Below are 25,044 nucleotides of genomic sequence, written 5' to 3'. Positions count from 1 at the left end.
CCGTCATCAATGCTCGACCGCCACCTCCGACCGCGAAGTGGCTTGAACCAGGTCTCCATCAGATCCAGGACGGTTCAACTACCCACCACAGGGCGGCTACCCGCCTCCCGGTGGCTACCCACCCCCGCCAGGAAACTACCCGCCTCAGATCGGCGCGCCCGGCAGCTATCCACCGCCACCCGGTGCGTATCCACCCCCGCCCGGCAACTACGCGAACTACGAGAACTACGAGAACTACGAGAACCAGGGCTACGGTCAGGCTCCGCTGGGCCCGAACCCCGGTCGCCTCGAGGTCGGTGCCGCGCTGAGCTACAGCTTCGACAAGTTCAAGGCCAATGCGGGACCGTGGATCGGTTTGTCGGCCATCGTGTTCGTTTTTGGTGCGGTTGCGTTCGGTGTGGTCTTCGCATCGAGCATCGCCGCGGCGATGAACGCCGACAATCGAGGCGAGACCTTGGACACCGGAGCCTTCTCGGTGCTGTCGATTCTCGTCACGATCGTCGTGAGTATGGTCAGCTACTTCGTCAACGCGGCATTCGTTCGCGGAGCACTGGACGAGACGGGCGGATTCCAGAAGCCGCCCCTCGGTCGATTTTTCCAGCTCACCAACGTTCCGCAGATCACGATCCTGGCAGTGATCTGGACTGCCGTCAGCGTGCTGTCGAGTTTCGTTCCGTTCCTGGGAACGGTGCTTCTGCTCGTGGCGAGTGTCCTGACGATCTTCTCCTTGACATTCGCCCTGGACCAGAATCAGTCGGCCATCGACTCCATCAAGTCGAGCGTGGACCTGGTGGTCAAGAACTTCGGGCCCGTCATCTTGTTGATTCTGGCCTTGGCCGCGATCAACATAGTCGGTGCTATCCCCTGCTTCCTCGGATGGCTGGTGACCATCCCGATCTCGGTGATCGCGACCAACTACGCCTACCGCGTCCTGACCGGCGGTCCGCTGTCCCCCGCACGCTGACCCACCGCTCCTGCCCCCCCTACAGACGAATGTCCCCGTAGCGCAGTGCGTTACGGGGACATTCGTTTTCGAACCTTCTAGGCCTCGGCTGGTTCTTCCTTCTTCTCCGGCTTGAAGTCGACGCCCGATTCCTTACGCTGCTGCGGCGTGATGGGTGCCGGCGCGTCGGTCAACGGGTCGATGCCACCGCCGGACTTGGGGAACGCGATGACCTCTCGGATGGAATCGACTCCGGCAAGCAGCGCGGTGATGCGATCCCAGCCGAACGCGATGCCGCCGTGCGGCGGTGCGCCGTACGAGAAGGCATCGAGAAGGAAGCCGAACTTCTCCTGTGCTTCTTCCTTGCCGATACCCATGATCGCGAACACCCGTTCCTGAATGTCCTTGCGGTGGATACGAATACTGCCGCCGCCGATCTCGTTGCCGTTGCAGACGATGTCGTAGGCGTAGGCCAGAGCAGATCCGGGGTCGGTGTCGAACGTATCCATCGACTCCGGCTTCGGAGAGGTGAACGCATGGTGCACCGCCGTCCACGCACCGGATCCGACGGCCACGTCCCCACTGGCTGTGGCGTCGGACGTGGGCTCGAACAGCGGGGCATCGACGACCCACACGAACGCCCACGCCTTCGGGTCGATCAGGTCGAGCTTACGAGCGATCTCGCCGCGCACGGCACCGAGCAATCCACGGGATGCCTTGACAGGGCCGGCGGAGAAGAAGATCGCATCGCCGTTCTTCGCGCCGACGTGTGCGGCGAGGCCGTCGCGCTCGGCGTCGGTCAGGTTCTTGGCAACCGGACCACCCAGCGTGCCGTCCTCACCGACGAGAACGTACGCGAGGCCCTTGTGGCCACGCTGCTTGGCGAATTCCTGCCATCGGTCGAGCTGCTTCCGGGGCTGGCTCGCGCCACCGGGCATGACGACCGCACCGACGTACGGGGCCTGGAATACTCGGAAGGTGGTGTCGGAGAAGAAGTCCGTGCACTCGACCAGTTCGATCTCGAAGCGAAGATCGGGCTTGTCCGAACCGTAGCGACGCATCGCCTCGGCGTAGGTGATCCGAGGAATCGGAGCCGTGAAGTGATGCCCGACGAGCTTCCACAGCGATGCCAGGATCTCCTCGGCCAGCAGGATGACGTCGTCCTGAGTGACGAAGCTCATCTCGACGTCGAGCTGAGTGAACTCCGGCTGACGGTCGGCGCGGAAATCCTCGTCTCGGTAGCACCGGGCAATCTGGTAGTAGCGCTCGATACCGCCGACCATGAGCAGCTGCTTGAACAGCTGCGGGCTCTGCGGCAGAGCGTAGAAGCTACCCGGCTGCAACCGCGCCGGCACCAGGAAGTCGCGGGCACCCTCGGGGGTGGATCGCGTGAGCGTCGGAGTCTCGACCTCGACGAACTCGTGGTGCGCGAGCACCGAGCGGGCGGCGGCGTTGACGTGCGAGCGCAGGCGAATGGCATGCCCCGGTCCCTCACGACGCAGATCGAGGTAGCGGTACTTCAGACGCGCTTCTTCGCCCGGCTGGTCGTCGAGCTGGAACGGCAGCGGTGCCGCCTCGGACAAGACCTCGATCTCGGAGGCCTCGACCTCGATCGCACCGGTCGGGATCTCGTAGTTGGCGTTGCCCTCGGGGCGGCCCTCGACCTTGCCGGTGACCTTCACGACGTACTCGGCGCGCAGGCGATGGGCCTGCTCGAGTGCTGCTCCCTCACGGAAGACGACCTGGGACACACCGGACGCGTCGCGCAGATCGATGAAGATGACGCCGCCGTGATCGCGTCGGCGGGCCACCCATCCCGTCAGCGTCACGGTTCGGTCGACGTGCTCGGGGCGTAATGAGCCGGCGAGGTGGGTGCGCAGCACGGGTGTCCTTTCGAGAAAAATCCGCTGATCGTGTTCTTCGCTCACCGATCCTACGGAGCACATGACCGTAGAAGGAAACGAGATCGCGACGCGGCATGCGAAGCTATGGCCGACAGCAGCGATGTGCGTTCTCGCCACAGGGTGGGAGCTCGGCGGAGAGGAACTCGGGCATGACCTTCAGAGAGGGCTCGCGGACGAAACCAGGCCGAGTCTCCGTCGGCGGCAGCGGTGGTGGCGGCGGACGCGGCAAGTTGGCGATCGGTGGGGGTGCCGGTGGTCTGGTCATCATCGTCCTTGCTCTGCTGTTCGGCGGCGATCCGGGGGCAATTCTCAACCAGATCAGCGGTGGCGACAGCTCGGCGGGGCAGAACGACTCCGGATCGGCCGGAACGCTCGATTGTGATGTCGCAGCAGCGAACAGCAACGTCGACTGCCGCGTCGACTTCACTGTGGCGAGCCTGGACACCGTCTGGGAAGCACAGCTGCAAGCTCAGACCGGCGTCGCCTACGTCCAACCCGGCGTGAGGTTGTTCTCCGGTTCGATCAACACCGGCTGCGGCAACGCCACCAGCGCCGTCGGGCCGTTCTACTGCCCCGCCGATTCCACCGCCTACTTCGACACCAGCTTCTTCCAGGTTCTCGTCGACCAGTTCGGCTCGAGCGGCGGCCCCCTGGCGCAGGAGTACGTGGTGGCGCACGAGGTCGGCCACCACCTGCAGAACCAACTGGGCGACATCGGCCGCGCGCAGGCCGATCCCCAGGGACCCGAGTCCGGCGGCGTCAAGGTGGAGTTGCAGGCCGATTGCTACGCGGGAATCTGGGCGCACTATGCAGCCGACACAGTCGATCCGGACACCGGGGTTCCGTTCCTCGAGCCGCTGACCACCACCGACATCGACGACGCTCTCTCCGCCGCGTCGTCGGTGGGCGACGACCGGATTCAGCAGGCATCCACCGGCAGCGTCAACCCCGAGGGCTGGACGCACGGTTCGTCTGCACAGCGTCAGGCATGGTTCACCGCGGGCTACGAGACCGGGCAGGTCGCGGCCTGCGACACGTTCTCGGCACGCGACCTGAACAATCCCTGAACCCCGAAGTAGTCGGAACGACGTAGTCAGAACAGGGTGAGGGCCGGCCCCGAGGTCACCGACGCTCGGGGTTCGGCAGGTTCGTTGACCGGCAGCGAGCGGGTCTGCTCTGGGGCGAACCCGTACTTGTCGAGCAACGGATCGATGCGGCCACGTAGCCACTGCTTGTACTCCGGAGTCACGTACGCCCCGTGCCCGTAGAGCTGACGGTACCGCCGCACCAACGCGGGGTGCTCCTTCACCAGCCAGCTCATGTACCAATCTTTGGTGCTCGAACGCAGATGCATCGGCAGGGCCGTCACGGTCGTCGCACCCGCCTCGGCCAGAGCACCGATGAGGCCGTCCAGTTGCTTGGCCCCGTCGGTGAGAAACGGAATGACCGGTGCCACCAGAACTCCGCACTCCAGTCCGGCGTCGCGGACCGCTCGAACGAGGTCCAATCGCGCTCGCGGACTTGGGGTTCCGGGCTCGAGCTGCTTCTGCAGGTCGGCGTCGTGAATAGCGAGGCTGATGCTCACGTGCACGTCGACTTGCTGGGCGGCCAACGTCAACAGAGGTAGATCGCGTCGCAAGAGTGTGCCCTTGGTCAGAATCGAGAACGGAGTGCCGGATTCGGTCAGTGCCCGAATGATGCCGGGCATCAACCGATATCGGCCCTCCGCGCGTTGGTAGGGGTCGGTGTTGGTTCCCAGCGCCACCGGCTCACGCTTCCACGATCGCCGCGAAAGCTCCTTGCGCAGAACGGCCGCGACGTTGGTCTTGACGACGATCTGCGAGTCGAAGTCGTTGCCGGAGTCCAGATCCAGGTACTCGTGCGTTGGGCGGGCGAAGCAGTATCGACATGCGTGCGAGCATCCGCGCATCGGGTTGACGGTCCACGAGAAGGGCACCTGCGATTCGCTCGGGACCTCGTTCAGGGCGCTCTTGCACAGCACCTCATGGAAGGTGATGCCCTCGAACTCCGGCGTCTGTACGCTGCGGACCAAACCCGACCGCTCGAGCCCCGGTAGCGCCCCGTCGTCCGCGGCGTCGAGAGTCTGGCCCGCCCATCGCATGCACACAGTCGAACATTTGTTCTATGTCGTGTCAAGGCCGGCTCGCCCCGGCCGATCCCCGCTCGGGTGTGGTCATCGGAAGGCGATACCGTAGGCCCCCAGTCGATCCTAGGAGTGCACCGCCGTGACCGCCCCGAACACACCGACCCTCGAACCCATTCTGCGTCTCGGCCTCACACTCGGACCGGGAATCGACATCGGTTCGGTACCCGCGGGCGAGCGGGTCGTCACCACCGTGCTCGGCGGCGCAGCTCCCGGCCCCGACATCGAGGGGACTCTCGCAGCCGGATCGACCGTCGTCAGCGTGACGCGGCCCGACGGATGCACCGAGTTCAGCAGCGACCTCGTTCTGGAATTGGCGACCGGAGGCTACCTCTCCTTGGACTATCGAGGGGTTCAGTTCGGGCCTGCCGAGGTCATCGAAGCTCTGAACGATCCCGAGCGTGAAGTCGATCCCGCCACGTACTACTTCCGCGGCACCCTCCGCGTGTCGACCGCAGTGCCGAAGTTCACCTATCTCAACCGCGCACTCGTCGTCACGTCCGGATCCCGCTCGGCCGAAGCCGTCGTGCTCGACGCCTTCCTGGTCACCTGATCACGGTTCAGTCGAGCAACTGCGCGACCTCGCGGTCGGTCAGCGTGGCCTGCGGAGTTCGCCCTTTGCTTCGAACCAGTTCGACGGCGCGATAGAGCGGCCGTTGATCGAGTCCGGCATCGCGTGCCTCGGCACGCAGCTGATCCACCAGCACCGATGCGATCGCTGCGGCGGGCACCAGCTCGGTGGTCCACAGCGAGTCGGCGAGGCTGCGTAACGCGAGAATCGGCAGCTCACGGCCCCCGTCCCTGGTGTAGAGCGCAAGAGGAACGACGATATGCGTACGCCCGTCGTAGAGCCGCAGCGAGATCTGATCGATTCCGGCCGTTCGAATCGTCAGTTCGGCCGTCACCACCTCCGGCATCTTCAGCCGGCGCGTGCGCAACCCTCGCGCGCACAGTTGCGGGCCGTCGAGCCACACCCGTCGGCGCAGACCGAGCCAACCCGACAGCACTGCGGGACCGCCGACGATCACCCCGACGAGAACTGCAACCCATACCGGCGCGAACAGCGCCAGGACGACGGCGAGAAGAATCCCGATCACGGCCGACCCGACCATTATCTTGCGCAGGCGCGGTGCCAGGAACTCCACCGAGACCAGGTCGAGGGCTACCGGCCCCGCGTTGGACCGAGAGTCACCGGGCCGGGACTCACTGGGCAAGGCGCGCTCCGAGGGCGTCGACCACGTCGGCCATCGGAACGGTGTCCTGCTCGCCGTTCGAAAGGTCTTTCACCAGAACCGATTCCGCAGCCAGTTCCTGGTCACCGAGCATCAACGCGAACCGCGCCCCGGACCGGTCGGCGGCCTTCATGGCACCCTTGATCCCGCGATTGCCGTAGGCCATGTCCACGGCTATTCCTCGTTCGCGTAGCTGAGCCGCGATGTCGACGATCGCCAGCTTGGCGCCGGCACCCATCGGAACGCCGAAGACCTGGCATCGTGACGTCGCGCCCGCGGTCTTGCCTTCGGCGGCGAGGGCCAGCACGGTGCGATCGACGCCGAGGCCGAACCCGATTCCGGAGAGCGCCTGCCCGCCCAGCTGTTCCATCAGCCCGTCGTAGCGTCCGCCGCCGCCGATGCCCGATTGTGCGCCGAGCCCGTCGTGCACGAACTCGAACGTCGTCTTGGTGTAGTAGTCCAGGCCCCGCACCATCCGCGGATTCACCAGGTACGGAACGTTCATCACGTCCAGGTATGCCAGCACTTCGTCGAAGTGTTCCTTCGCCGATTCGGAGAGGTGATCGAGCATCAGCGGTGCGTCTGCGGTCATCGCGCGCACCTCAGGGCGCTTGTCGTCGAGCACCCGTAGCGGGTTGATCTCGGCGCGTCGACGGGTGTCCTCGTCGAGGGGAAGCGCGAACAGGAACTGCTGCAACAGCTCTCGGTACTGCGGGCGGCAGGTATCGTCGCCGAGCGAGGTGATCTCGAGCCGGAACCCGGTGAGCCCGAGGGTCCGGAAACCGGCGTCGGCCACGGCGATGACCTCGGCGTCCAGCGCCGGGTCGTCGACGCCGATCGCCTCGACACCCACCTGCTGCAGCTGCCGGTACCGGCCGGCCTGCGGGCGTTCGTAGCGGAAGAAGGGCCCGGCGTAGGCGAGCTTGACCGGCAGCGCTCCCCGATCCAATCCGTGCTCGATCACCGCGCGCATGACTCCTGCGGTGCCTTCGGGACGCAGCGTCACCGATCGATCTCCGCGGTCGGCGAAGGTGTACATCTCCTTGCTCACCACATCGGTCGACTCCCCGACTCCGCGGGCGAACAGCCCGGTGTCCTCGAAGATCGGCAGTTCGATGTGGCCGTAGCCGGCGTTGCGGGCGGCGTCGAGCAGCCCCTCGCGGACGGCGACGAACTCGGCCGAGTTCGGGGGGAAGTAATCGGGGACGCCCTTGGGCGCAGAAAAGGCGGTCGGCTTGCTCACGTTCACAGCTTCCCTTGCTCGGGGTCGGTGAGTCCAACGAGGAACGGATTGGACTCACGCTCCTGGCCTATCGAACTCTGTCCGCCGTGCCCCGGGAGCACCACCGTGTCGTCACTCAGCGGTAGCAGCCGACTCGCGATCGATCGCAGCAGCTGATCATGATCGCCGCCGGGCAGGTCGCTGCGCCCGATCGATCCCGCGAAGAGCGTGTCTCCGGTCAGCGCCAACGGAACCGAGCCGTCGGGCCCGTCGGCGTGGGCGAGGAACACGACGGATCCCTGGGTGTGCCCGGGGGTGTGCACCACCGTGAACTCGATTCCGGCGAGCTCGAGCCGGTGACCGTCCGTGAGCTCGATCACCTCGGCCGGTTCGTGGAACTCGAGGTCGCCCAGTACCGCCGCCAACGTCGGGCCCGTTCCCTTGATCGGATCGGCCAGCATGTAGCGGTCCTCGGGTGCGATGTACGCCGGGATGCCGTACTTTGCGCAGATCGGCTCCACCGACCACGTGTGGTCCAGATGACCGTGCGTGAGCAACACTGCGGTGGGGGTGAGCGAGGACTGCGTCAGGAAGTCGATCAGCGGATCCGCGGCGTCCTGACCGGGATCGACGACGACACACTCGGACGCGTCGTCCTGGGCCAGGATGTAACAGTTGGTCTGAAACATGCCTGCGGGGAATCCGGTGACGAGCAAGACAAACGCTCCTAAAGGCTGAGGCCGAAGTACCGAGCAAGCTTAGTGTGGCCGCTCGCGTCGGGTCCCCCCAGCATGCTCTCAGGCAACAGTGGCAAACTCGCGTTGGCCGATTCTCGGCCGGTTACCACACGATCGGTCCGTGCAGCGAGCGGGCGAGGTCGTTTTTCGACAAGCGGGAGGAACACGAATTGCCCAGCAACGAGCAACGGCGCGAGGCTGCCAAACGAAAGCTCGAACGCCAACTCGTACGCCGCGCCGAGCGAGCGCGGCGTCGTAAGCAATTGACGATCGTCGGTTCCGTTCTCGGCGTCGTCGCGGTCGTGGCCGTCGTCTCGGTCGTGTTCGTGGTGACGCGCGGTGACGACGATGCGAGCACCGCACAGGAATCGTCGACGTCGGCACCTGCCGATTCGATCATCGCAGCGGGACGCACCGAGCCGCTGCCGGAGACGGTGAACTGCTCCTATCCCGCTGCGACGCAACCGGCGGCCAAGGAGAACACTCCCCCGCGCACCGACAACGTCCCCACCAGCGACGAGCCGCTGAGCTACAGCATGACCACGTCTGCGGGCAACATCGGTCTGACGCTGAACAATCCCGAGGCTCCGTGCACGGTCAACAGCTTCGTATCGCTCGCCAATCAGGGCTACTTCGACGGCACCACCTGCCATCGACTCACCACGGGCGCGGGCCTGCAGGTGTTGCAGTGCGGCGATCCCACGGGCACCGGCTCCGGTGGTCCGGGGTACCAGTTCGCCGACGAATTCCCCACCGATACGTATGCCGAAGGCGACCCCGCCGCACAGACCCCGATCGCCTACCCGCGCGGAACGTTGGCCATGGCCAACGCAGGCCCGGGTACCAACGGCAGCCAGTTCTTCCTCGTCTACGGCGATTCCGAACTGCCGCCCGCCTACACAGCGTTCGGCACCATCGACGAGACCGGACTCGCCACTCTCGACGCCATCGCGGCCAAGGGAGTGGAGGGCGGCGCATCCGACGGAGCGCCCGCCGAACCGGTCGACATCACGTCCATGCTGAGCGACCTGTGAACCGCACCTCGGCGCTGACGATCGCGGTCTCGGCCACCGCGCTGGTACTCGCAGGGTGTTCCGGTTCGACCGAACCGGCGGCCGCACCGACCACGACACCGTCGTCGACGACGACCACGACGACCGAAGCACCCGCGCCGCGTCCTGCACTCGACCTGTCCCGGTTCGGTGCGTTGCCGCCCGTGCCGCAGCCGACGACCGATACGGTGTCCTGCTCCTATCCGGCGGAGTCGCCGGCCGCCAAGGAGGTCGACGCTCCTGCGACCGACAACATCGACGTGTTCGGAAACGTCGACGTGACGCTGTCCACCAATCAGGGTCCGATCGACATCACACTCGACCGGACCCAGGCGCCGTGCACGGTCAACAGCGTCGTCGGCCTCGTCCAGCAGGGATATTTCGACGGCTCGCCCTGTCACCGCCTGACGACGTCACCGGGCCTCGAAGTGCTGCAGTGCGGTGACCCGTCCGGGTCCGGTCGAGGCGGACCGGGATACACCTTCGCCAACGAGTACCCCACCACCGCGTACACCGACGATCCGGCGCAGGCCGAGAACCCGGTGGTCTACCCCCGCGGAACATTGGCCATGGCCAATGCAGGCCCCGATACCAACGGCAGCCAGTTCTTCCTGGTGTACGCCGATTCGGTGCTGCCGCCGCAGTACACGGTGTTCGGCACCATCTCGGACGCCGGTCTGCAAACGCTCGACGCCATCGCAGCGGGCGGGGTCACCGGTGGCTCCGAGGACGGTGCACCGGCGAACCCGGTGATCGTGGAGTCCGCAGCCTGAGTTCGGGTCGGAAAGGCGAGAGGGTGAGCAGAGTATCTGCTCACCCTCTCGCCTTTCCGTGGACTGCCGCTCAGGCCGCAGACGTCAGGCGGTACACGTCGTACACGCCCTCGACGTTGCGCACGACGTTCAGCACGTGCCCGAGGTGCTTCGGGTCGCCCATCTCGAACGTGAACTTGCTGATCGCAACCCGGTCCCCCGACGTAGCGACGGACGCCGAGAGAATGTTGACCTTCTCGTCGGCGAGCGCCTTGGTGACGTCGGAGAGCAGTCGGTGACGGTCGAGTGCCTCGATCTGAATGGCGACCAGGAACACCGACGACGCCGACGGTGCCCACTGAACCTCGATGAACCGTTCGGACTGTTCCTCGAGCGAGCGTGCGTTGGTGCAGTCGGTGCGGTGGACACTCACCGATCCACCACGGGTGACGAATCCGAGGATCTCGTCTCCCGGCACCGGGGTGCAGCACTTGGCGAGTTTCGCGACGACGCCCTCGGATCCGGTGACCAGTACGCCCGCGTCGCCGACCTGACGTGGTCGAGTCGGGATGGTCGACGGTGTCGACCGCTCGGCGAGCTCTTCCTCGACATCGCCGACGCCGCCGAGATGGGCGACCAGCCGCTGCACCACATGGCGAGCGGACACATGATTCTCGCCGACCGCGGTGTAGAGCGCAGAGACGTCGACGTACCGCAGCTCGTGCGCGATTGCCGACATGGACTCGGCATTCATCAAGCGCTGCAAGGGAAGTCCGCCTCGACGGACCTCCTTGGCGATGCCGTCCTTGCCCGCCTCCAGAGCTTCCTCGCGGCGCTCCTTGGCGAACCACTGGCGAATCTTGGTCTTGGCACGCGGTGAGGCGACGAAACCCTGCCAGTCCCGGCTCGGTCCGGCAGTGGCGGCTTTCGAGGTGAACACCTCGACCACTTCACCGTTGTCGAGAGTGCGTTCCAGTGCCACGAGTCGACCGTTGACCCGCGCGCCGATACAGCGATGCCCCACCTCTGTGTGCACCGCGTACGCGAAGTCGACCGGACACGATCCGGCGGGCAGGGTGACCACGTCGCCCTTGGGCGTGAAGACGAAGATCTCCTTGACCGCGAGGTCGTAGCGCAGCGACTCGAGGAACTCCCCCGGATCGGCGGCTTCTCGCTGCCAGTCGAGCAACTGACGCATCCACGCCATGTCGTCGACCTCGGCATTGTCCTGCGAATGCTTGCCCTTGGTCTCCTTGTAGCGCCAGTGCGCCGCAATTCCGAACTCGGCTGTACGGTGCATGTCCCGCGTCCGGATCTGCACCTCGAGGGGCTTGCCCTCGGGTCCGATCACCGTGGTGTGCAGCGACTGGTACACCCCGTAGCGCGGCTGCGCGATGTAGTCCTTGAAACGGCCCGCCATCGGCTGCCACAGCGAATGCACCACGCCGACAGCGGCGTAGCAGTCGCGGATCTCGTCGCACAGGATGCGGACGCCCACCAGGTCGTGGATGTCGTCGAAGTCGCGGCCCTTGACGATCATCTTCTGGTAGATCGACCAGTAGTGCTTCGGGCGACCCTCGACGACGGCACTGATGCGCGACGCGGCGAGTGTCGCGTTGATCTCGGCCCGAACCTTTTCGAGGTAGGTGTCGCGGGACGGCGCACGATCGGCCACCAGACGCACGATCTCGTCGTACTTCTTGGGGTGGAGTATGGCGAACGCCAGGTCCTCGAGCTCCCACTTGACCGTGGCCATTCCGAGCCGATGAGCAAGCGGCGCAATGACTTCCAGCGTCTCTTTGGCCTTGCGCGCCTGCTTCTCCGGGGGTAGGAACCGCATGGTGCGCATGTTGTGCAACCGGTCGGCGACCTTGATGACCAACACCCGCGGATCCCGCGCCATCGCGATGATCATCTTGCGGATGGTCTCGCCCTCGGCCGCAGTTCCGAGCACGACCTTGTCGAGCTTGGTCACTCCGTCCACGAGATGTGACACCTCGTCGCCGAATTCCTCGGTCAACTTGGCGAGCGAATATCCGGTGTCCTCGACGGTGTCGTGCAGCAGCGCCGCAACCAGCGTGGTCGTGTCCATCCCCAGCTCGGCCAGAATGTTCGCCACGGCGAGGGGGTGGGTGATGTAGGGATCGCCGGACTTGCGCATCTGCGAGGCGTGCAACTCGTCGGCCACGTCGTAGGCCCGTTGCAGCAACGTCAGGTCGGCCTTGGGATAGAGCTCCCGGTGCAGGCTGACGAGTGGCTCGAGCACCGGCTTGACCGCCGCGCTGCGTCCAGCGGTGATGCGGCGCGCCAGACGTGCTCGCACTCGCCGCGATGCCGAGGTGGGGACAGGTGCCGAATTACGGGTTCCCGACGGAGCCTGCGAATCGTTCGCCACCGGGTCGTGGGGAACCGGAGTGTCGACGGCCGGGCGGGATTCACCGGACGCGGCCTCGTCGGTCGTGACGCCGTCGACGCCGGTCCGATCGCTGACGCCGGTCTGATCGGCAACTGCGGGCCGCTCGGGGACGGCAGGCCCATCGGGCAAGGGCTGATCGATGTAACGGGTCACTCTCATCACCTCCTGCCACACGTTCCGCGTTGTCGCCGGAATTGTTCGGTCAACGCTTCGTGAAAGAGACTTTAGTCCTCATACTCGAACCAGGCAGCCGAGCGGGTAGCCACTGCACTTGTCGCGCCCACCCAGAACAGCGATCTCGAGAACCACAGCGGCTCCGGCGATCACCGCTCCCTGCTCGGCCAACAACCGAGCCGTCGCATCGACGGTACCGCCGGTCGCCAGTACGTCGTCGACCACCAGCACTCGCTTCCCGGTCACGTCGATCGCAGTCGGGATCTGCAATTCGGCGGTTCCGTACTCGAGATCGTACGACCGTGAATGCACCGGAGGCGGCAACTTTCCCGCCTTGCGCACCGCCAGCACACCGCACCCGAGTTCGAGGGCAACTCCGGCCCCCAGCAGAAATCCCCGTGCGTCGATACCCGCCACCAGATCGACGTCCTCGAATCCCTGCGCCAACTCCGATACGACGCTGCGTAACGCCGGTCCGTCCGCGAACACCGGTGTCAGATCGCCGAAGCGCACACCGGGGACGGGAAAATCGTCGACCCACCGCGTCAGCCTGGCCACGGCAGCGGCCGCACCCACTGCACCGCCTGCATCGTTCATCGAAGAAGCACCCACCGATCCATGTTCCATCCGGCACCAGCGGCCGTCGGGTTGGGCACCACGTCCTGCATGCCGTCACTGACGACAGTCGTCCGCGGCTCGTTGTACAGGGGAAGCGACGGCATGTCGTTCCACAGGATGTTCTCGCCCTCGGTGGCCAGCGCCAGAATGCGCTCGGGATCATCGGTCACCGCCAATTGATCGACGATGGAATCGATCCTGCCGTTGCTGTATCCGCCGACGTTCAAACCGATTCCCGTGCGCAGCGAATACCGTGCGGTCACCGCGGCAGCCGAACCCGACGGTCCAGGAAGCGATCCGCTGCTACCCAGAACGGCATCGACCGCCCCGGCCCGCAGGGCGGACGGTGTGAAGTCCGGCGAGCTCGCGTCCTCGACGGTGATGCCCGCGGCGGCACAATCGGCAGCCATGCGGCTCACCACCTGGGCGCGCCGCGCGTCCGGTCCCCGGTAGCCGACACGAACGGTCATTGCATTCTCGCCTGCGGCCTCCAGCTCTCGGCTCGCCTGGTCCAGGTCCGAGCGCTGGTAGCGATCACCCGCTACCGCCGCGACCGACGGGTACACCAACGTGTCGGGCTGGACGAGGCGAGAGTCGACGACACCCGAGCCGAGACCCGCATCTGCCGCCTCGGAACCGGGGTGACCCAGTGTGTCGAACAGATCCGATCTCGGGATGCACGCGGCCACTGCTCGACGTGCACTCGCCTCGCCCAGCACCCCCTGGGTCGAGAACGTCAACTGCTCGACGCCTCGCGACGGTTCCTCGGTGGTGCTGAAACCCTCGGTGGTCCCGAGATCGACGGCACCGGCACCGTGGTCGACCACGTCCAGCGAGCCGTCCGCGGACTTCGCCGCCAGGTCGGTGCCCTTGGGCCAGACGACCACCTGTTCGGTCTGAGGCGGGTTTCCCCACCAGGCGTCGTTCGCCACGAGCACGAGACCGTCCTCGGCGGAGTAGGACTCGACACGGTACGGGCCGGCCGAGGGCAGCAGCGAGAGGTCGATCGAACCCGGTGTCAGGGTCCATCCGGTGTTCCAGAAGTCGGCGATGCGGCGCACCACGTCGTCGTCCTCGGCCAGGATGGGATCGACGACGTTCGGCACGCCCGCTGCCCGGGCCGCGACATGCGCCGGTAGCAGGTCGGTGGCACCGAACAGCGCTCGCCAGTTCTGGTAGCTGCGGCCGGATGCGAAGACGACGGTGGCTTCCTTGGCCCCCGGAACGCAATCGATGCGCTCGATGTCGGAGTACCCGGCCGTCGACGCCGCGTCGAACATGGGGCGGTCGGTGGCGAACCTTCCGCTGTTCGCCGCCCAGGCCAACACCAGGTCGTCGCAGGCCATCGGCGCACCGTCCGAGTACGTCGCGGCCGGGGCGATGGAGTACTGCACGGTCAGGGTGCCACCGGGTACCACCGACACTGTTCCGATGTCGTTGTCCGACAACGCATCTCCCTCGGGCCCGAGGTAGCTGAAGCCCACCTGCACCCGGGTGAACGCCTGTCGGGCTCCCGACGCCGCGCCGTCGACGGTTCTGGCGTTGTACGTGTTCACCACGTTGTCGAACGAGTAGCCGATCGAGGGCACCTTGTCCTCGGGCGACGAACACGCCGTGATGGACACCGCGCCGACACTCGCTGCCACCAGTGCCGCGCTCCACCGTCGTTTCACGTGCACTCTCCGTCCCTGTCGAAGGTGGTCTACCGACGCTTCTTGTTTCGTTTCCCGGTGGGGCGGTTGCCCGGCTGGGGAGCAGAAGACTTCGGAGTGGCCACGCCGACAGCCACCGGCTCCGGAACGAGACCGGCCGCGCGAGCCGCCGCTTCGGCACGCTTGGAGTGGACCTTGCGGGTGTGGACTGCGACGGGGCCCCACTTCTCCTTGAGCGTCACCAGCAACGGAGTGGCGAAGAAGATCGACGAATAGGCACCGACGATCATGCCGACCAGCTGTACCAGCGCCAGATCCTTGAGCGTGCCCACTCCGAGTAGCCACACCGCGATGATCATCAGTGCGATCACCGGGAGAACACCGATCACGGTGGTGTTGATCGAGCGCATCAGGGTCTGGTTGACGGCCAGGTTCGCCTGTTCGGCGTAGGTCTTGCGATGCAGGTTGAGGATGCCGCGGGTGTTCTCCTCGACCTTGTCGAACACCACCACGGAGTCGTACAGGGAGAAGCCGAGGATCGTCAGCAGACCGATGACCGTCGCAGGCGTCACCTCGAATCCGACGAGCGAGTACACACCTGCGGTCACCAGAAGGTCGAAGGCCAGGGCAGCCAGAGCCGCCAACGCCATGTCTCGCTCGTATCGGACCGCGATGTAGATACTGACGATGACCAGGAAGACCACGAGTGCGATCAGGGCTTTCTGGGTGATCTGGCTGCCCCAGGTCTCACTGACGTCGGACACGCTGATGGCGTTCGGGGTCGCGGTACCCGAGTTGTCCTGCGGCTGGAAGGCCTCGAACAACGCCTGGCGAAGGGTGTCCACTTCGGCGGGGTCGAGAGCTTCGGAGCGAATCTGCACCGTTGCTGCTGCACCCGAACCGACGGTCTGAACCGAGACCGGCGGCATGCCGAGCGAGTCGTCGTAGACGGTTTCGACCTGCTCGGTGGAGATGTTGTCGGCGGCGGGCAGCGCGATCCGGGTTCCGCCCTCGAAATCGATACCGAGGGTGAAGCCGCGGACGAGGAAGCTCAGCAGGCACACCAGCACGATGACGCCGGTGAGGATGTAGTAGAACCGGCGACGACCGACGATGTCGAAGGCACCGGTGCCGGTGTACAACCTGGACAGCCAGCTGTGCTTGGGCTGGGTGGATTGATCGACGCCCGAATCGTCGAGGGGCGATGGGGTCGACGTGGTCGTGTCCGACATGTCATGCCTCCTTCGACGGCGCAGTGCCGGTCTTGACGGCGAGTGCCTTGTTGGCTGCGCGCTTGCGTTCGAGCGCGATCTGCTGGACGGCACCGAGGCCGTTGACCGACGGCTTGGACCAGAACGTGGATTTCGACGCCAGGTACACCAGCGGCCAGGTCACCAGCACCACGACGATGATGTCCAGGATCGTCGTCAGTCCGAGGGTGAACGCGAAGCCGCGGACCTGACCGACGGCCAACACGTACAGCACCGCGGCAGCGATGAAGCTGACCGCGTTGCCGGACAGGATCGTCTTGCGTGCGCGTGCCCAACCACGAGGAACCGCCGACCGGAAGCTGCGGCCTTCCCGGATCTCGTCCTTGATGCGCTCGAAGAACACCACGAACGAGTCCGCGGTCATACCGATACCGATGATCAGGCCTGCGATTCCTGCCAGGTCCAGCGTGAAGCTGATCCATCTACCCAACAGAACGATGATTCCGTAGACGACGAGACCGGCCAGCGCCAACGACAGCGCGGTGAGCAGCCCGAGGGCACGGTAGTAGAGCAGGCAGTAGACCAACACCAGCGCCAGTCCGATGGCACCTGCGAGCAGTCCGGCTTCGAGCGAGGCCAATCCCAGTGTGGCCGACACAGTTTCGGCCTCGGAGGACACGAAGGAGAGCGGCAGCGAGCCGTACTTGAGCGTGTTGGCCAGCTCCGAGGAGGTCTGGGCATTGAAGTTGCCGGTGATCGAGGTGGCGCTGCCGGCTGGGGTGGCCCCCTGGATGACCGGCGCACTGATCACCTTGGAGTCCAACACGAACGCAGCCTGCTTCTGCAGGTTGGCCGCGGTGAACTGAGCCCAGGTGTTCGAGCCCTCCGTGTCGAACGTCAGGCTCACCTGGAACTGTGCCTGCTGACTGTCGAACCCGGAGGTCGCGTCGGATATCTGCTGACCGTCGATGATCGTCGGACCGAGTAGATAGACGGCCGTTCCATCGGTCGAGCATGCGACGAGGGGAAGAGCAGGATCGTCGTTGCCTGCGAGCGGGTCGGCGGCGTTGCAGTCGAGGGACTGCATCGCGAGTTGTTGGACCTGCTGGTCCTCGCTCTGCCGCAGCGCCTTCGCGTCGGCGATCTCCTGGGCGGCGCGATCGGCGTCGGACAGCGAAGCGTCGGTGGCGGGGTCCTCGGCCGGTGCATCGGTGGCAGGTGCATCAGTGGCGGGAGCGGGAGTCGGATCGACCGCAGACGGATCCTGCGCCGGGAACACACGTTGCTGCGGAGTGGCCGGATCTGCAGGCGCAGCCGGGTCCGCCGAAGCAGCCGGGTCTGCCGGTGCAGCAGGATCGACCGGCGCGGCCGGGTCGGCCGGGGTCTGCTGCGTGCCTGCACCCTCGCCCGTCGACGGAGCAACGGATCCGATCACGGGACGGATGAACAGTCGCGCGGTCTGCCCGAGGGTGCGGGCCTGGGAGCTGTCGTCGCCGGGCACCGTGATGACGAGGTTGTCGCCGTCGATGACCACCTCGGAGCCGGAGACACCGAGACCGTTGACGCGGGTCTCGATGATCTGCTGCGCCTGCTGCAAGCTGTCCTGCGTCGGTGCGTTGCCGTCGGGGGTCCGCGCGGTGAGTGTCACGCGCGTGCCGCCCTGCAGGTCGATTCCCAACTTCGGCGAGGGGTCTTTGTCTCCGGTGAAGAAGACCATGGCGTACACCGCTGCCATCAGCACCGCGAAAACGGCGAGATAGCGGGCGGGTTGCACCGGTCCGCTGGAAGGTGCCACGGTGTGTGTTTCTCCTCTGAGGCGATGGAAAATGTCGGTTCCTGGAGGGCCTGGCGGCCCGCTGTGTCAGCGGTGAGCGGTGCGATTGTGCACCACATCGGTCACCGCAGAGAAAACCGCTGCCGGATACTGTCTCCGACAGCGGTTGTCGATCACATCGAGCTCACTCTTTTTCGAGCCTCTTCGCCGTCTGCTCGACGGTCTCGTCCGGCCGGGCCGCGTCTGTCTTGCTCAGCGACGGTCCCGCGGTGTTGTTCGAGCCGAGGGCCGCGATGTCCGCATCGGTGGTGGCGTCGATGTCGGTGTCGTCGAACTCGGAATCGTCGGGCAGCACCTCACGCACGACTGCGCGCGACCACGTGGTGATGACGCCGTCGGCGATCTCGAGGTCGATCGTGTCGTCCTCGACCAGGACGACGCGGGCGTACAGACCGGCGGTGGTGACGACCTCGTCGCCGATCTTCAGCGAGTCCTGCATTTCCGTGGTCTTGGCCAACACCTTCTTCTGTCGACGCGCATTGAGAAACAGCGGTACCAGAAGGGCCACGATCAGCAGCGGAAACAGCAAATCCATCGGAAGGTCAGTCCTCGAAGTCGGGTTCGATATACGTCATTGTCTCGTGCGAGAACGCCGCCGGTGCGGGCCTCGCAGCTACCCAGTGTGCCATTACCTGGAACCGGTCCGGTCCGTTCGTGTCCTGTTGTGCCCGATTCATTCGAATAATCCCTGCTGGACCTCCGAGGATCGGACTGAAATCCCACCCACTGCGAGGTCCGGTGGCGGTGTCAGACCGAGGTGTTGCCACGCAGCAGCGGTCGCCACGCGCCCGCGGGGGGTGCGGGCGATCATTCCGGCACGCACCAGAAACGGCTCGCACACTTCCTCGACCGTCGACGGTTCCTCGCCGACGGCGACGGCCAGTGTCGATACACCCACCGGCCCACCGCCGAAACTCCGGATGAGCGCGCTGAGTACCGCGCGGTCGAGTCGGTCGAGCCCGAGCTTGTCGACGTCGTAAACCACCAGGGCGGCCTTCGCGGTGTCCTGGGTGACGGTGCCGTCGCCGCGCACGTCCGCATAGTCGCGAACTCGCCGAAGCAGTCGGTTCGCGATTCTGGGGGTGCCGCGCGAGCGCCCGGCAATTTCCGCGCAGCCGTCCCGGTCGATCGGTACGCCCAGAATTCCCGCCGACCGCATGAGGATGCGCTCGAGTTCGCTGGGCTCGTAGAAATCCATGTGCGCCACGAATCCGAAGCGATCTCGCAGCGGCCCGGTGAGCGCACCCGACCTGGTGGTGGCACCGACAAGGGTGAACGGTGCCACCTCGAGTGGAATCGACGTCGCTCCCGGCCCCTTGCCGACGATGACGTCGACGCGGAAATCCTCCATGGCCAGGTACAGCATCTCCTCGGCCGGACGAGCGATGCGATGGATTTCGTCGATGAACAGCACGTCCCCCTCGACCAGGTTGCTGAGCATCGCCGCAAGATCGCCTGCCCGCTCGAGCGCCGGACCCGACGTGAGCCGCAGCGAGGTTCCCAGCTCCGCGGCGATGATCATTGCCATGCTGGTCTTACCGAGTCCCGGCGGACCGGACATCAGGATGTGATCGGGGGTGCCGCCGCGCATCTTGGCACCCGACAACACGAGCTGGAGCTGCTCTCGCACGCGCGGTTGACCGATGAAATCGGTGAGATTCTTCGGACGCAGACTCGTCTCGACATCCAGATCGTCGGACATCGCGTCCGCACCGACCTGGGATTCGGCGAATTGGTCGTCCTCGGTCACCCGGGCCTACCTGGACTTTCCGAGATACGCCAGCGCCGACCTCAACGCAGTCGACGTCGTGGCCTCGGGCTGCTGGGCGAGCACCGCGTCGGTGGCTTCCTCGGCCTGCTTGGTGGGGAATCCGAGACCGATCAGCGCTTCGACGATCTGGTCTCGCATCGAGTTGCCGGCACCGGACCCCGGCACGGCTGCGCTTCCGGCGCGTCCGACCACCGCGTCGACCTTGTCGCGCAACTCGACGACCATCCTCTCCGCGCCGCGCTTGCCGATACCGGGCACCCTGGTCAGAGCTCCGATATCACTGTCCGCCAACGCAGTTCGCAGCGCATCGGGCTCGTGTACGGCAAGAGTCGCCATGGCGATTCGCGGGCCGACGCCGGTCACGGTGAGGAGCAACTCGAACAGCTCACGCGACTCCTTGTCGGGGAACCCGTACAGCGTCTGCGAATCCTCGCGCACGATCATGGTCGTCAGGAGGGTCGCTTCGCTCCCCCGGTGCAGCGTGGCCAGCGTCGCCGGAGTGGCGTTGACCCGGTACCCGACGCCCGCAGCCTCGAGCACGGCGTGATCGAGCGCGATGTCCACCACCGAACCCCTGATCGACGCGATCATCGTGCGCCCGCCTCCTTCTTGGCCATTTTCTCGATCCTGCGTGCCACGACGGCGCGAGCCTTGCGCTCCTCGGCCAGACGCGCGTCGTACTTGCGTTTCTGCTCGGCGGCCATCGCTTCGGCCTTCGCCATCCGGGCGATCATGGGTGCTCGCCAGCAGTGACAGATACCGAGGGCCAATGCGTCGGCCGCGTCGGCGGGAGTCGGTGCAGTCTGCAGTCCGAGAATGCGCATGACCATGGCGGTTACCTGAGCCTTGTCGGCCGAACCGTTGCCCGTGACGGCCGCCTTGACCTCACTGGGAGTGTGAAAGCAGACGTCGACGCCACGCCTGGCCGCTGCGAGGGCGATGACGCCACCGGCCTGGGCCGTGCCCATGGCCGTGCGAACGTTGTGTTGAGCGAACACTCGCTCGATCGCCACCACCGAGGGCTTGTGGGTATCGAGCCAGTATTCCGCGGCCTCGGAAATCCGCAAAAGACGCTGCGCGAGGTCCATGTCCGCGGGCGTTCGCACCACATCGACATCGAGCGCGACCACCGTTCGGCCCACACCGCCCTCGATCAGACTGAGCCCACACCTGGTGAGACCGGGGTCGACACCCATCACCCGCACGCCACCACACCTTCCGCTTACGAACTGTTGTTCGATAGCGTAGCGGAGCCCACCGTCGGATCAGGGATACGACACCCGGTCGATCACGTCGTCGGATGCGAGTGGCGTCAGTCCTCGGCGTCGAGCTCGGCCATGACCTCGTCGGAGAGGTCGACGTTGGACCACACGTTCTGGACGTCGTCGCTGTCTTCGAGTGCATCGATGAGCTTGAACACCTTGCGTGCACCGTCCGCGTCGACCGGGACGTTCACCGACGCCTGGAAGCTCGCCTCGGCCGAGTCGTAGTCGATTCCGGCCTCCTGCAGAGCGGTGCGCACGGCGACCAGGTCGGTCGGCTCGCTGACGACCTCGAACGTGTCGCCGTTGTCGTTGACTTCCTCGGCACCGGCTTCGAGAACGGCCATCAGGACGTCGTCCTCGCTCTGACCGTTCTTCTCCAGGGTCACCACGCCCTTGCGCGAGAACAGGTACGACACCGAACCCGGGTCGGCCATGTTCCCGCCGTTACGGGTCATCGCGACACGGACCTCGCCTGCGGCGCGGTTGCGGTTGTCGGTGAGGCACTCGATGAGGATGGCAACACCGTTGGGTCCGTAGCCCTCGTACATGATGGTCTGCCAATCGGCCCCGCCGGTCTCTTCGCCTGCACCTCGCTTGCGCGCCCGCTCGATGTTGTCGATGGGCACAGAGGTCTTCTTCGCCTTCTGAATGGCGTCGAAGAGCGTCGGGTTGCCGGTGGGGTCACCGCCACCCGTGCGGGCCGCCACCTCGATGTTCTTGATGAGCTTGGCGAAAGACTTGCCACGTCGGGCGTCGATCACCGCCTTCTTGTGCTTGGTGGTGGCCCATTTTGAGTGGCCGCTCATGCGATAGGGCCCCTTCCTGCTCGAAATCAGTGTTGTCGACTTTACTCGCCCGGTACCGCGCTCGGCACCGACCGACCGTCGAAGGTTCTAGCGGCTGCGCACCATGTCGACGAAGAGTGCGTGCACTCGATCGTCGCCGGTGACCTCGGGGTGAAAACTCGTCGCGAGAACGGAGTTCTGGCGAACGGCCACCACGCGTCCGGCGGCCGGTCCGTGCGGCACGGTGGCGAGCACCTCGACGTGCTCGCCCACCCGCTCGACCCACGGCGCGCGGATGAACACCGCCCGCACCGGCCCACCGTCGATACCGGTGACGTCGAGGTCGGTCTCGAACGAATCGACCTGACGACCGAAAGCGTTGCGCCGCACGGTGATATCGAGGCAATCCAGATGTCGGGCGTCGGGCCTGGTGTCGAGAATCTCGGACGCCAGCAGAATCATGCCCGCACAGGAGCCGTAGGCGGGCAGTCCCTCCGCCAACCGCGCGCGCAGCGGGTCGAGGAGCTCGAACACGCCGAGCAGGTTGCTCATCGTCGTCGATTCCCCGCCGGGGATGATCAATCCGTCGATCTGCGCCAGTTCGGCGGGACGCCGCACGGTGACTCCGCGCGCACCGCTCGACTCGAGCGCAGCCAGGTGTTCGCGAACGTCGCCCTGCAGCGCGAGAACACCGATGGTCGGAGCGGTCACTTGCGGCCGAAGGGATCGACATGAGGCGCGTCGGGGTCCCGCTCGTAACGCATCAGCCCTTCTTGCACCACCGCGGCAACCATGCGTCCGGACGTGTCGAAAATTCGCCCCTGAGCCAGTGCCCGGCCGAAATCGGCCGACGGTGACGTCTGGTCGTAGAGCAACCATTCGTCTGCCCGGAACGGCCGCAGGAACCACAGCGCGTGATTTAGGGAGGCGGTCTGGGTGACGGCGTCCGGGTGCGGCACCTTGGCGGAGCCGATCAACGTCATGTCGCTCATGTACGCGAGGGCGCAGACGTGGAACACCTGATCGTCGGGCAACGTATCGCGGTAGCGGAACCACACACGTTGCTGCGCAGCGAAACTGGGATGCTTGACGGTCTGGTCATCAGGAATGAGACGGATGTCCCATTCCGACCATTCCTTGTAGTACGAGTGGTCGTATTCGGCGAGGGTGGTGGAATCGGGCAGGCTGTCCGGTCCGACGACCTCGGGCATGACGTCCTGGTGCGAAATGCCGTCGTCGTCGCCGTGGAACGAGGCAGACATCGTGAAGATCGCCTTGCCGTGCTGAATTCCGGTGACGCGGCGTGTGCAGAACGACCGGCCGTCGCGGATTCGATCGACCATGAAGACGGCCGGTTCGTTCGGATTGCCCGGACGCAGAAAATAGCCGTGCAGCGAGTGCACACGAAACTCGGGAGCCACTGTGCGCACCGCCGCGACGAGCGCCTGGCCCGCCACCTGACCGCCGAACGTACGGGGCAACCGAGAAGGGAAAGTCCGTCCCCGATAGATGTCGTTCTCGATCCGTTCCAATTCGAGAATGTCCTCGATGCTGGCCATGGCTGGTGTCCACCTTTCTGTGACAACGGCTCAGGCTAACAATGGATGGACCAGGCAAGATGGTCGGTGTGGGTCAACCGATGCCGATATTTCCCGATCTTCTCGTCGAGTCGATCGTCGACTCGTGCCCGGACGGGGCCCGCTCGATCGTCGTGATCGACGGTGCCGATGCCGCGCGACCGGTCGACTTCGCCACGCGCACAGCCGAACACGCCCGCTCTCGGGGCCGTCCGGCTGCCGTGGTCGACCTGCACGACTACGTCCGACCTGCGTCCATTCGATTCGAGTACTCGCGAACCGACGAATTGAGCTATCGCACACTGTGGTTCGACTACGACGCCCTGGTTCGAGAGGTCATCGCCCCGCTGGGGCCCGGTGGCGGAGGTCACTTTCTACCGCGACTGTGGGATGAGGCCACCGACCGCTCGGCTCGGGCCCGCACCACCTCGGCGGCGGCGAATCAGATCGTCCTGATCGCGGGACCCATGCTGCTCGGCCGGGGATTGAACGTCGATCTGTCGGTGCAGCTACGCCTGTCCGCGAACGCTTTACGCCGCAGAACGAGCGCCCCCGATCAGTGGACCTGCGCCCCGTTGCTCGAGTACTACGAGAGCCTCGACGGCTCGGCCGAGCGGCCGGATCTTCTGGTCCGATGGGACCATCCCGACCGCCCGGCACTCGAACGCTACTGACGCAGAACCGTCACCAGCCACGCTCGGCGAGACGGTGTCCGACGGGGAGGTCGTCGACGTTGATGCCGACCATGGCCTCACCGAGACCGCGGGAGACCTTGGCAAGCACATCGGGGTCGTCGAAGAACGTGGTGGCCTTGACGATCGCCTCGGCGCGCTCCTTGGGGTTGCCGGACTTGAAGATTCCCGATCCGACGAACACGCCCTCGGCACCGAGCTGCATCATCATCGCTGCGTCCGCGGGAGTGGCGATGCCACCGGCGGTGAACAGTGTGACGGGCAGTTTGCCGGCCCGGGCGACCTCGACGACGAGGTCGTACGGGGCCTGCAGTTCCTTCGCCGCCACGTACAGCTCGTCTTCGGGGAGCGAGGTGAGGCGACGGATCTCGTCGCGAATCTTGCGCATGTGCGTCGTCGCGTTCGAGACGTCGCCGGTTCCGGCCTCGCCCTTGGAGCGAATCATGGCCGCTCCCTCGGTGATTCGACGCATCGCCTCACCCAGGTTGGTGGCACCACAGACGAAGGGAACGGTGAAGTTCCACTTGTCGATGTGGTTGGCGTAATCGGCCGGGGTGAGCACCTCGGACTCGTCGATGTAGTCGACGCCGAGGCTCTGCAGGATCTGCGCTTCGACGAAGTGGCCGATGCGGGCCTTCGCCATCACCGGGATGCTGACCGAGGAGATGATGCTGTCGATCATGTCGGGATCGCTCATCCGCGACACCCCACCCTGAGCGCGAATGTCTGCGGGGACGCGCTCGAGGGCCATGACGGCAACTGCTCCGGCGTCTTCGGCGATCTTGGCCTGATCGGCGGTGACCACGTCCATGATGACGCCGCCCTTGAGCATCTCGGCCATCCCCCGCTTGACGCGCGCGGTGCCGATTCCGTTCTCGCCCGAACCGCCTTCGGCAGATCCAGCGGGTGTAGTGGATGCGTGTGGGGTACTCAAGCCGACTCCTGTGTTCTGGGCACCGTTCGTGGCGCACCGGACTGATATGTGCAACTACGTCCATCCGCGCAATCGATCACGCGCGGCGCGAAGTCGCGCCCAGAACTGT

24 protein-coding genes are annotated in these 25,044 nt (G+C 65.7%); 6 read left to right on the top strand and 18 right to left on the bottom strand.

What is annotated here, in order from left to right; genetic code table 11:
- Positions 1–367: 367 nt before the first annotated feature.
- The gene (locus R4P47_RS06375; protein ID WP_317784284.1) at positions 368–964 is read left to right on the top strand and encodes a hypothetical protein; all 597 of its coding nucleotides are present in this window, start codon (positions 368–370) and stop codon (positions 962–964) included.
- A 77-nt stretch (positions 965–1,041) separates the two neighbouring features.
- Here R4P47_RS06375 and aspS read toward each other — a convergent pair whose 3' ends face one another.
- Entirely contained in the window at positions 1,042–2,826 is a 1,785-nt protein-coding gene (gene aspS, locus R4P47_RS06370) for an aspartate--tRNA ligase (RefSeq protein WP_068050575.1), read from the bottom strand.
- Between the two features lie 170 nt (positions 2,827–2,996).
- On the opposite strand from aspS, the gene R4P47_RS06365 reads away from it, so the two are divergent.
- Entirely contained in the window at positions 2,997–3,914 is a 918-nt protein-coding gene (locus tag R4P47_RS06365; RefSeq protein WP_317784283.1) for a neutral zinc metallopeptidase, read from the top strand.
- Positions 3,915–3,940: 26 nt separating this feature from the next.
- Here R4P47_RS06365 and R4P47_RS06360 read toward each other — a convergent pair whose 3' ends face one another.
- Positions 3,941–4,969: an Rv2578c family radical SAM protein gene (locus R4P47_RS06360; RefSeq protein ID WP_269594187.1), complete on the bottom strand. Its 1,029-nt coding sequence runs from the start codon at positions 4,967–4,969 to the stop codon at positions 3,941–3,943.
- A gap of 124 nt (positions 4,970–5,093) precedes the next feature.
- Between R4P47_RS06360 and R4P47_RS06355 the strand changes: the two genes are divergently transcribed.
- Positions 5,094–5,564, top strand: a complete 471-nt coding sequence (locus R4P47_RS06355; protein WP_317533092.1) for a DUF3237 domain-containing protein — start codon at positions 5,094–5,096, stop codon at positions 5,562–5,564.
- A 7-nt stretch (positions 5,565–5,571) separates the two neighbouring features.
- On the opposite strand, the gene R4P47_RS06350 is transcribed toward R4P47_RS06355, so the two are convergent.
- From R4P47_RS06350 to R4P47_RS06340, 3 genes are read right to left on the bottom strand one after another with little or no spacing between them, the layout of a single operon-like run.
- Entirely contained in the window at positions 5,572–6,225 is a 654-nt protein-coding gene (locus R4P47_RS06350) for a hypothetical protein (RefSeq protein WP_269594189.1), read from the bottom strand.
- Positions 6,215–7,486: a histidine--tRNA ligase gene (gene hisS / locus R4P47_RS06345; RefSeq protein WP_269594190.1), complete on the bottom strand. Its 1,272-nt coding sequence runs from the start codon at positions 7,484–7,486 to the stop codon at positions 6,215–6,217. The genes R4P47_RS06350 and hisS overlap by 11 nt, the downstream gene beginning before the upstream one ends.
- A gap of 2 nt (positions 7,487–7,488) precedes the next feature.
- A complete protein-coding gene (locus R4P47_RS06340) occupies positions 7,489–8,181 on the bottom strand; it encodes an MBL fold metallo-hydrolase (RefSeq protein WP_094641933.1) in 693 nt (230 codons plus the stop codon).
- Positions 8,182–8,372: 191 nt separating this feature from the next.
- Between R4P47_RS06340 and R4P47_RS06335 the strand changes: the two genes are divergently transcribed.
- Both R4P47_RS06335 and R4P47_RS06330 read left to right on the top strand, forming a co-directional pair.
- A complete protein-coding gene (locus tag R4P47_RS06335; RefSeq protein WP_094670240.1) occupies positions 8,373–9,236 on the top strand; it encodes a peptidylprolyl isomerase in 864 nt (287 codons plus the stop codon).
- Positions 9,233–10,027 carry a peptidylprolyl isomerase gene (locus R4P47_RS06330; RefSeq protein WP_149405862.1) on the top strand — a complete coding sequence of 265 codons (795 nt, stop codon included), beginning with the start codon at positions 9,233–9,235 and terminating at the stop codon, positions 10,025–10,027. The genes R4P47_RS06335 and R4P47_RS06330 overlap by 4 nt, the downstream gene beginning before the upstream one ends.
- Before the next feature lie 70 nt (positions 10,028–10,097).
- Here R4P47_RS06330 and R4P47_RS06325 read toward each other — a convergent pair whose 3' ends face one another.
- From R4P47_RS06325 to R4P47_RS06270, 12 genes are all read right to left on the bottom strand, one after another.
- Positions 10,098–12,575 carry a RelA/SpoT family protein gene (locus R4P47_RS06325; RefSeq protein WP_411567299.1) on the bottom strand — a complete coding sequence of 826 codons (2,478 nt, stop codon included), beginning with the start codon at positions 12,573–12,575 and terminating at the stop codon, positions 10,098–10,100.
- A 78-nt stretch (positions 12,576–12,653) separates the two neighbouring features.
- Positions 12,654–13,193: an adenine phosphoribosyltransferase gene (locus tag R4P47_RS06320; protein ID WP_149405864.1), complete on the bottom strand. Its 540-nt coding sequence runs from the start codon at positions 13,191–13,193 to the stop codon at positions 12,654–12,656.
- Complete coding sequence (locus R4P47_RS06315) at positions 13,190–14,893, bottom strand: ABC transporter substrate-binding protein (RefSeq protein WP_317784282.1); 1,704 nt, start codon at positions 14,891–14,893, stop codon at positions 13,190–13,192. Before R4P47_RS06315 ends, R4P47_RS06320 begins: the two co-directional genes overlap by 4 nt.
- Before the next feature lie 23 nt (positions 14,894–14,916).
- Positions 14,917–16,098, bottom strand: a complete 1,182-nt coding sequence (gene secF, locus R4P47_RS06310; RefSeq protein ID WP_317784281.1) for a protein translocase subunit SecF — start codon at positions 16,096–16,098, stop codon at positions 14,917–14,919.
- 1 nt (position 16,099) lies between these two features.
- Positions 16,100–17,872: a protein translocase subunit SecD gene (secD, locus tag R4P47_RS06305; protein WP_317784280.1), complete on the bottom strand. Its 1,773-nt coding sequence runs from the start codon at positions 17,870–17,872 to the stop codon at positions 16,100–16,102.
- A 163-nt stretch (positions 17,873–18,035) separates the two neighbouring features.
- Positions 18,036–18,446 carry a preprotein translocase subunit YajC gene (gene yajC / locus R4P47_RS06300; RefSeq protein WP_269594195.1) on the bottom strand — a complete coding sequence of 137 codons (411 nt, stop codon included), beginning with the start codon at positions 18,444–18,446 and terminating at the stop codon, positions 18,036–18,038.
- Positions 18,447–18,584: 138 nt separating this feature from the next.
- On the bottom strand, positions 18,585–19,613 hold the full coding sequence (gene ruvB, locus R4P47_RS06295; RefSeq protein ID WP_052047563.1) for a Holliday junction branch migration DNA helicase RuvB: 1,029 nt from the start codon (positions 19,611–19,613) through the stop codon (positions 18,585–18,587).
- Between the two features lie 54 nt (positions 19,614–19,667).
- On the bottom strand, positions 19,668–20,273 hold the full coding sequence (gene ruvA, locus R4P47_RS06290) for a Holliday junction branch migration protein RuvA (protein ID WP_068050592.1): 606 nt from the start codon (positions 20,271–20,273) through the stop codon (positions 19,668–19,670).
- A complete protein-coding gene (ruvC, locus tag R4P47_RS06285; protein ID WP_037189428.1) occupies positions 20,270–20,887 on the bottom strand; it encodes a crossover junction endodeoxyribonuclease RuvC in 618 nt (205 codons plus the stop codon). Before ruvC ends, ruvA begins: the two co-directional genes overlap by 4 nt.
- 107 nt (positions 20,888–20,994) lie before the next feature.
- Positions 20,995–21,753 carry a YebC/PmpR family DNA-binding transcriptional regulator gene (locus R4P47_RS06280; RefSeq protein WP_094641944.1) on the bottom strand — a complete coding sequence of 253 codons (759 nt, stop codon included), beginning with the start codon at positions 21,751–21,753 and terminating at the stop codon, positions 20,995–20,997.
- Positions 21,754–21,840: 87 nt separating this feature from the next.
- On the bottom strand, positions 21,841–22,443 hold the full coding sequence (gene pdxT, locus R4P47_RS06275; RefSeq protein WP_094641946.1) for a pyridoxal 5'-phosphate synthase glutaminase subunit PdxT: 603 nt from the start codon (positions 22,441–22,443) through the stop codon (positions 21,841–21,843).
- The gene (locus R4P47_RS06270) at positions 22,440–23,291 is read right to left on the bottom strand and encodes an acyl-CoA thioesterase II (protein ID WP_317784279.1); all 852 of its coding nucleotides are present in this window, start codon (positions 23,289–23,291) and stop codon (positions 22,440–22,442) included. The genes pdxT and R4P47_RS06270 overlap by 4 nt, the downstream gene beginning before the upstream one ends.
- Positions 23,292–23,332: 41 nt before the next feature.
- Between R4P47_RS06270 and R4P47_RS06265 the strand changes: the two genes are divergently transcribed.
- On the top strand, positions 23,333–23,983 hold the full coding sequence (locus tag R4P47_RS06265) for a hypothetical protein (RefSeq protein ID WP_256989375.1): 651 nt from the start codon (positions 23,333–23,335) through the stop codon (positions 23,981–23,983).
- Between the two features lie 10 nt (positions 23,984–23,993).
- Here the strand turns inward: R4P47_RS06265 and pdxS are convergent, their stop codons facing one another.
- Positions 23,994–24,935 (bottom strand): pyridoxal 5'-phosphate synthase lyase subunit PdxS, encoded by a 942-nt coding sequence (gene pdxS, locus R4P47_RS06260; RefSeq protein WP_082899040.1) that lies wholly within the window; start codon positions 24,933–24,935, stop codon positions 23,994–23,996.
- Between the last annotated feature and the right edge of the window lie 109 nt (positions 24,936–25,044).

It is taken from the genome of Rhodococcus sp. IEGM 1370 (assembly GCF_033142325.1).
Classification (GTDB): Bacteria; Actinomycetota; Actinomycetes; order Mycobacteriales; family Mycobacteriaceae; genus Rhodococcoides.
Note: the sequence above shows the minus strand (reverse complement) of the source record. Positions and strands in the feature narration are given on the sequence as shown.

What these genes read in the sequence shown, in the direction of transcription:
- R4P47_RS06365 (WP_317784283.1), top strand. Translation starts at nt 2,997, where the DNA reads ATGACCTTCAGAGAGGGCTCGCGGACGAAACCAGGCCGAGTCTCCGTC.
- R4P47_RS06360 (WP_269594187.1), bottom strand. Translation starts at nt 4,969, where the DNA reads ATGCGATGGGCGGGCCAGACTCTCGACGCCGCGGACGACGGGGCGCTA.
- R4P47_RS06320 (WP_149405864.1), bottom strand. Translation starts at nt 13,193, where the DNA reads ATGAACGATGCAGGCGGTGCAGTGGGTGCGGCCGCTGCCGTGGCCAGG.
- secF (WP_317784281.1), bottom strand. Translation starts at nt 16,098, where the DNA reads ATGTCGGACACGACCACGTCGACCCCATCGCCCCTCGACGATTCGGGC.
- yajC (WP_269594195.1), bottom strand. Translation starts at nt 18,446, where the DNA reads ATGGATTTGCTGTTTCCGCTGCTGATCGTGGCCCTTCTGGTACCGCTG.
- ruvB (WP_052047563.1), bottom strand. Translation starts at nt 19,613, where the DNA reads ATGTCCGACGATCTGGATGTCGAGACGAGTCTGCGTCCGAAGAATCTC.
- ruvA (WP_068050592.1), bottom strand. Translation starts at nt 20,273, where the DNA reads ATGATCGCGTCGATCAGGGGTTCGGTGGTGGACATCGCGCTCGATCAC.
- R4P47_RS06280 (WP_094641944.1), bottom strand. Translation starts at nt 21,753, where the DNA reads ATGAGCGGCCACTCAAAATGGGCCACCACCAAGCACAAGAAGGCGGTG.
- R4P47_RS06270 (WP_317784279.1), bottom strand. Translation starts at nt 23,291, where the DNA reads ATGGCCAGCATCGAGGACATTCTCGAATTGGAACGGATCGAGAACGAC.
- R4P47_RS06265 (WP_256989375.1), top strand. Translation starts at nt 23,333, where the DNA reads ATGGATGGACCAGGCAAGATGGTCGGTGTGGGTCAACCGATGCCGATA.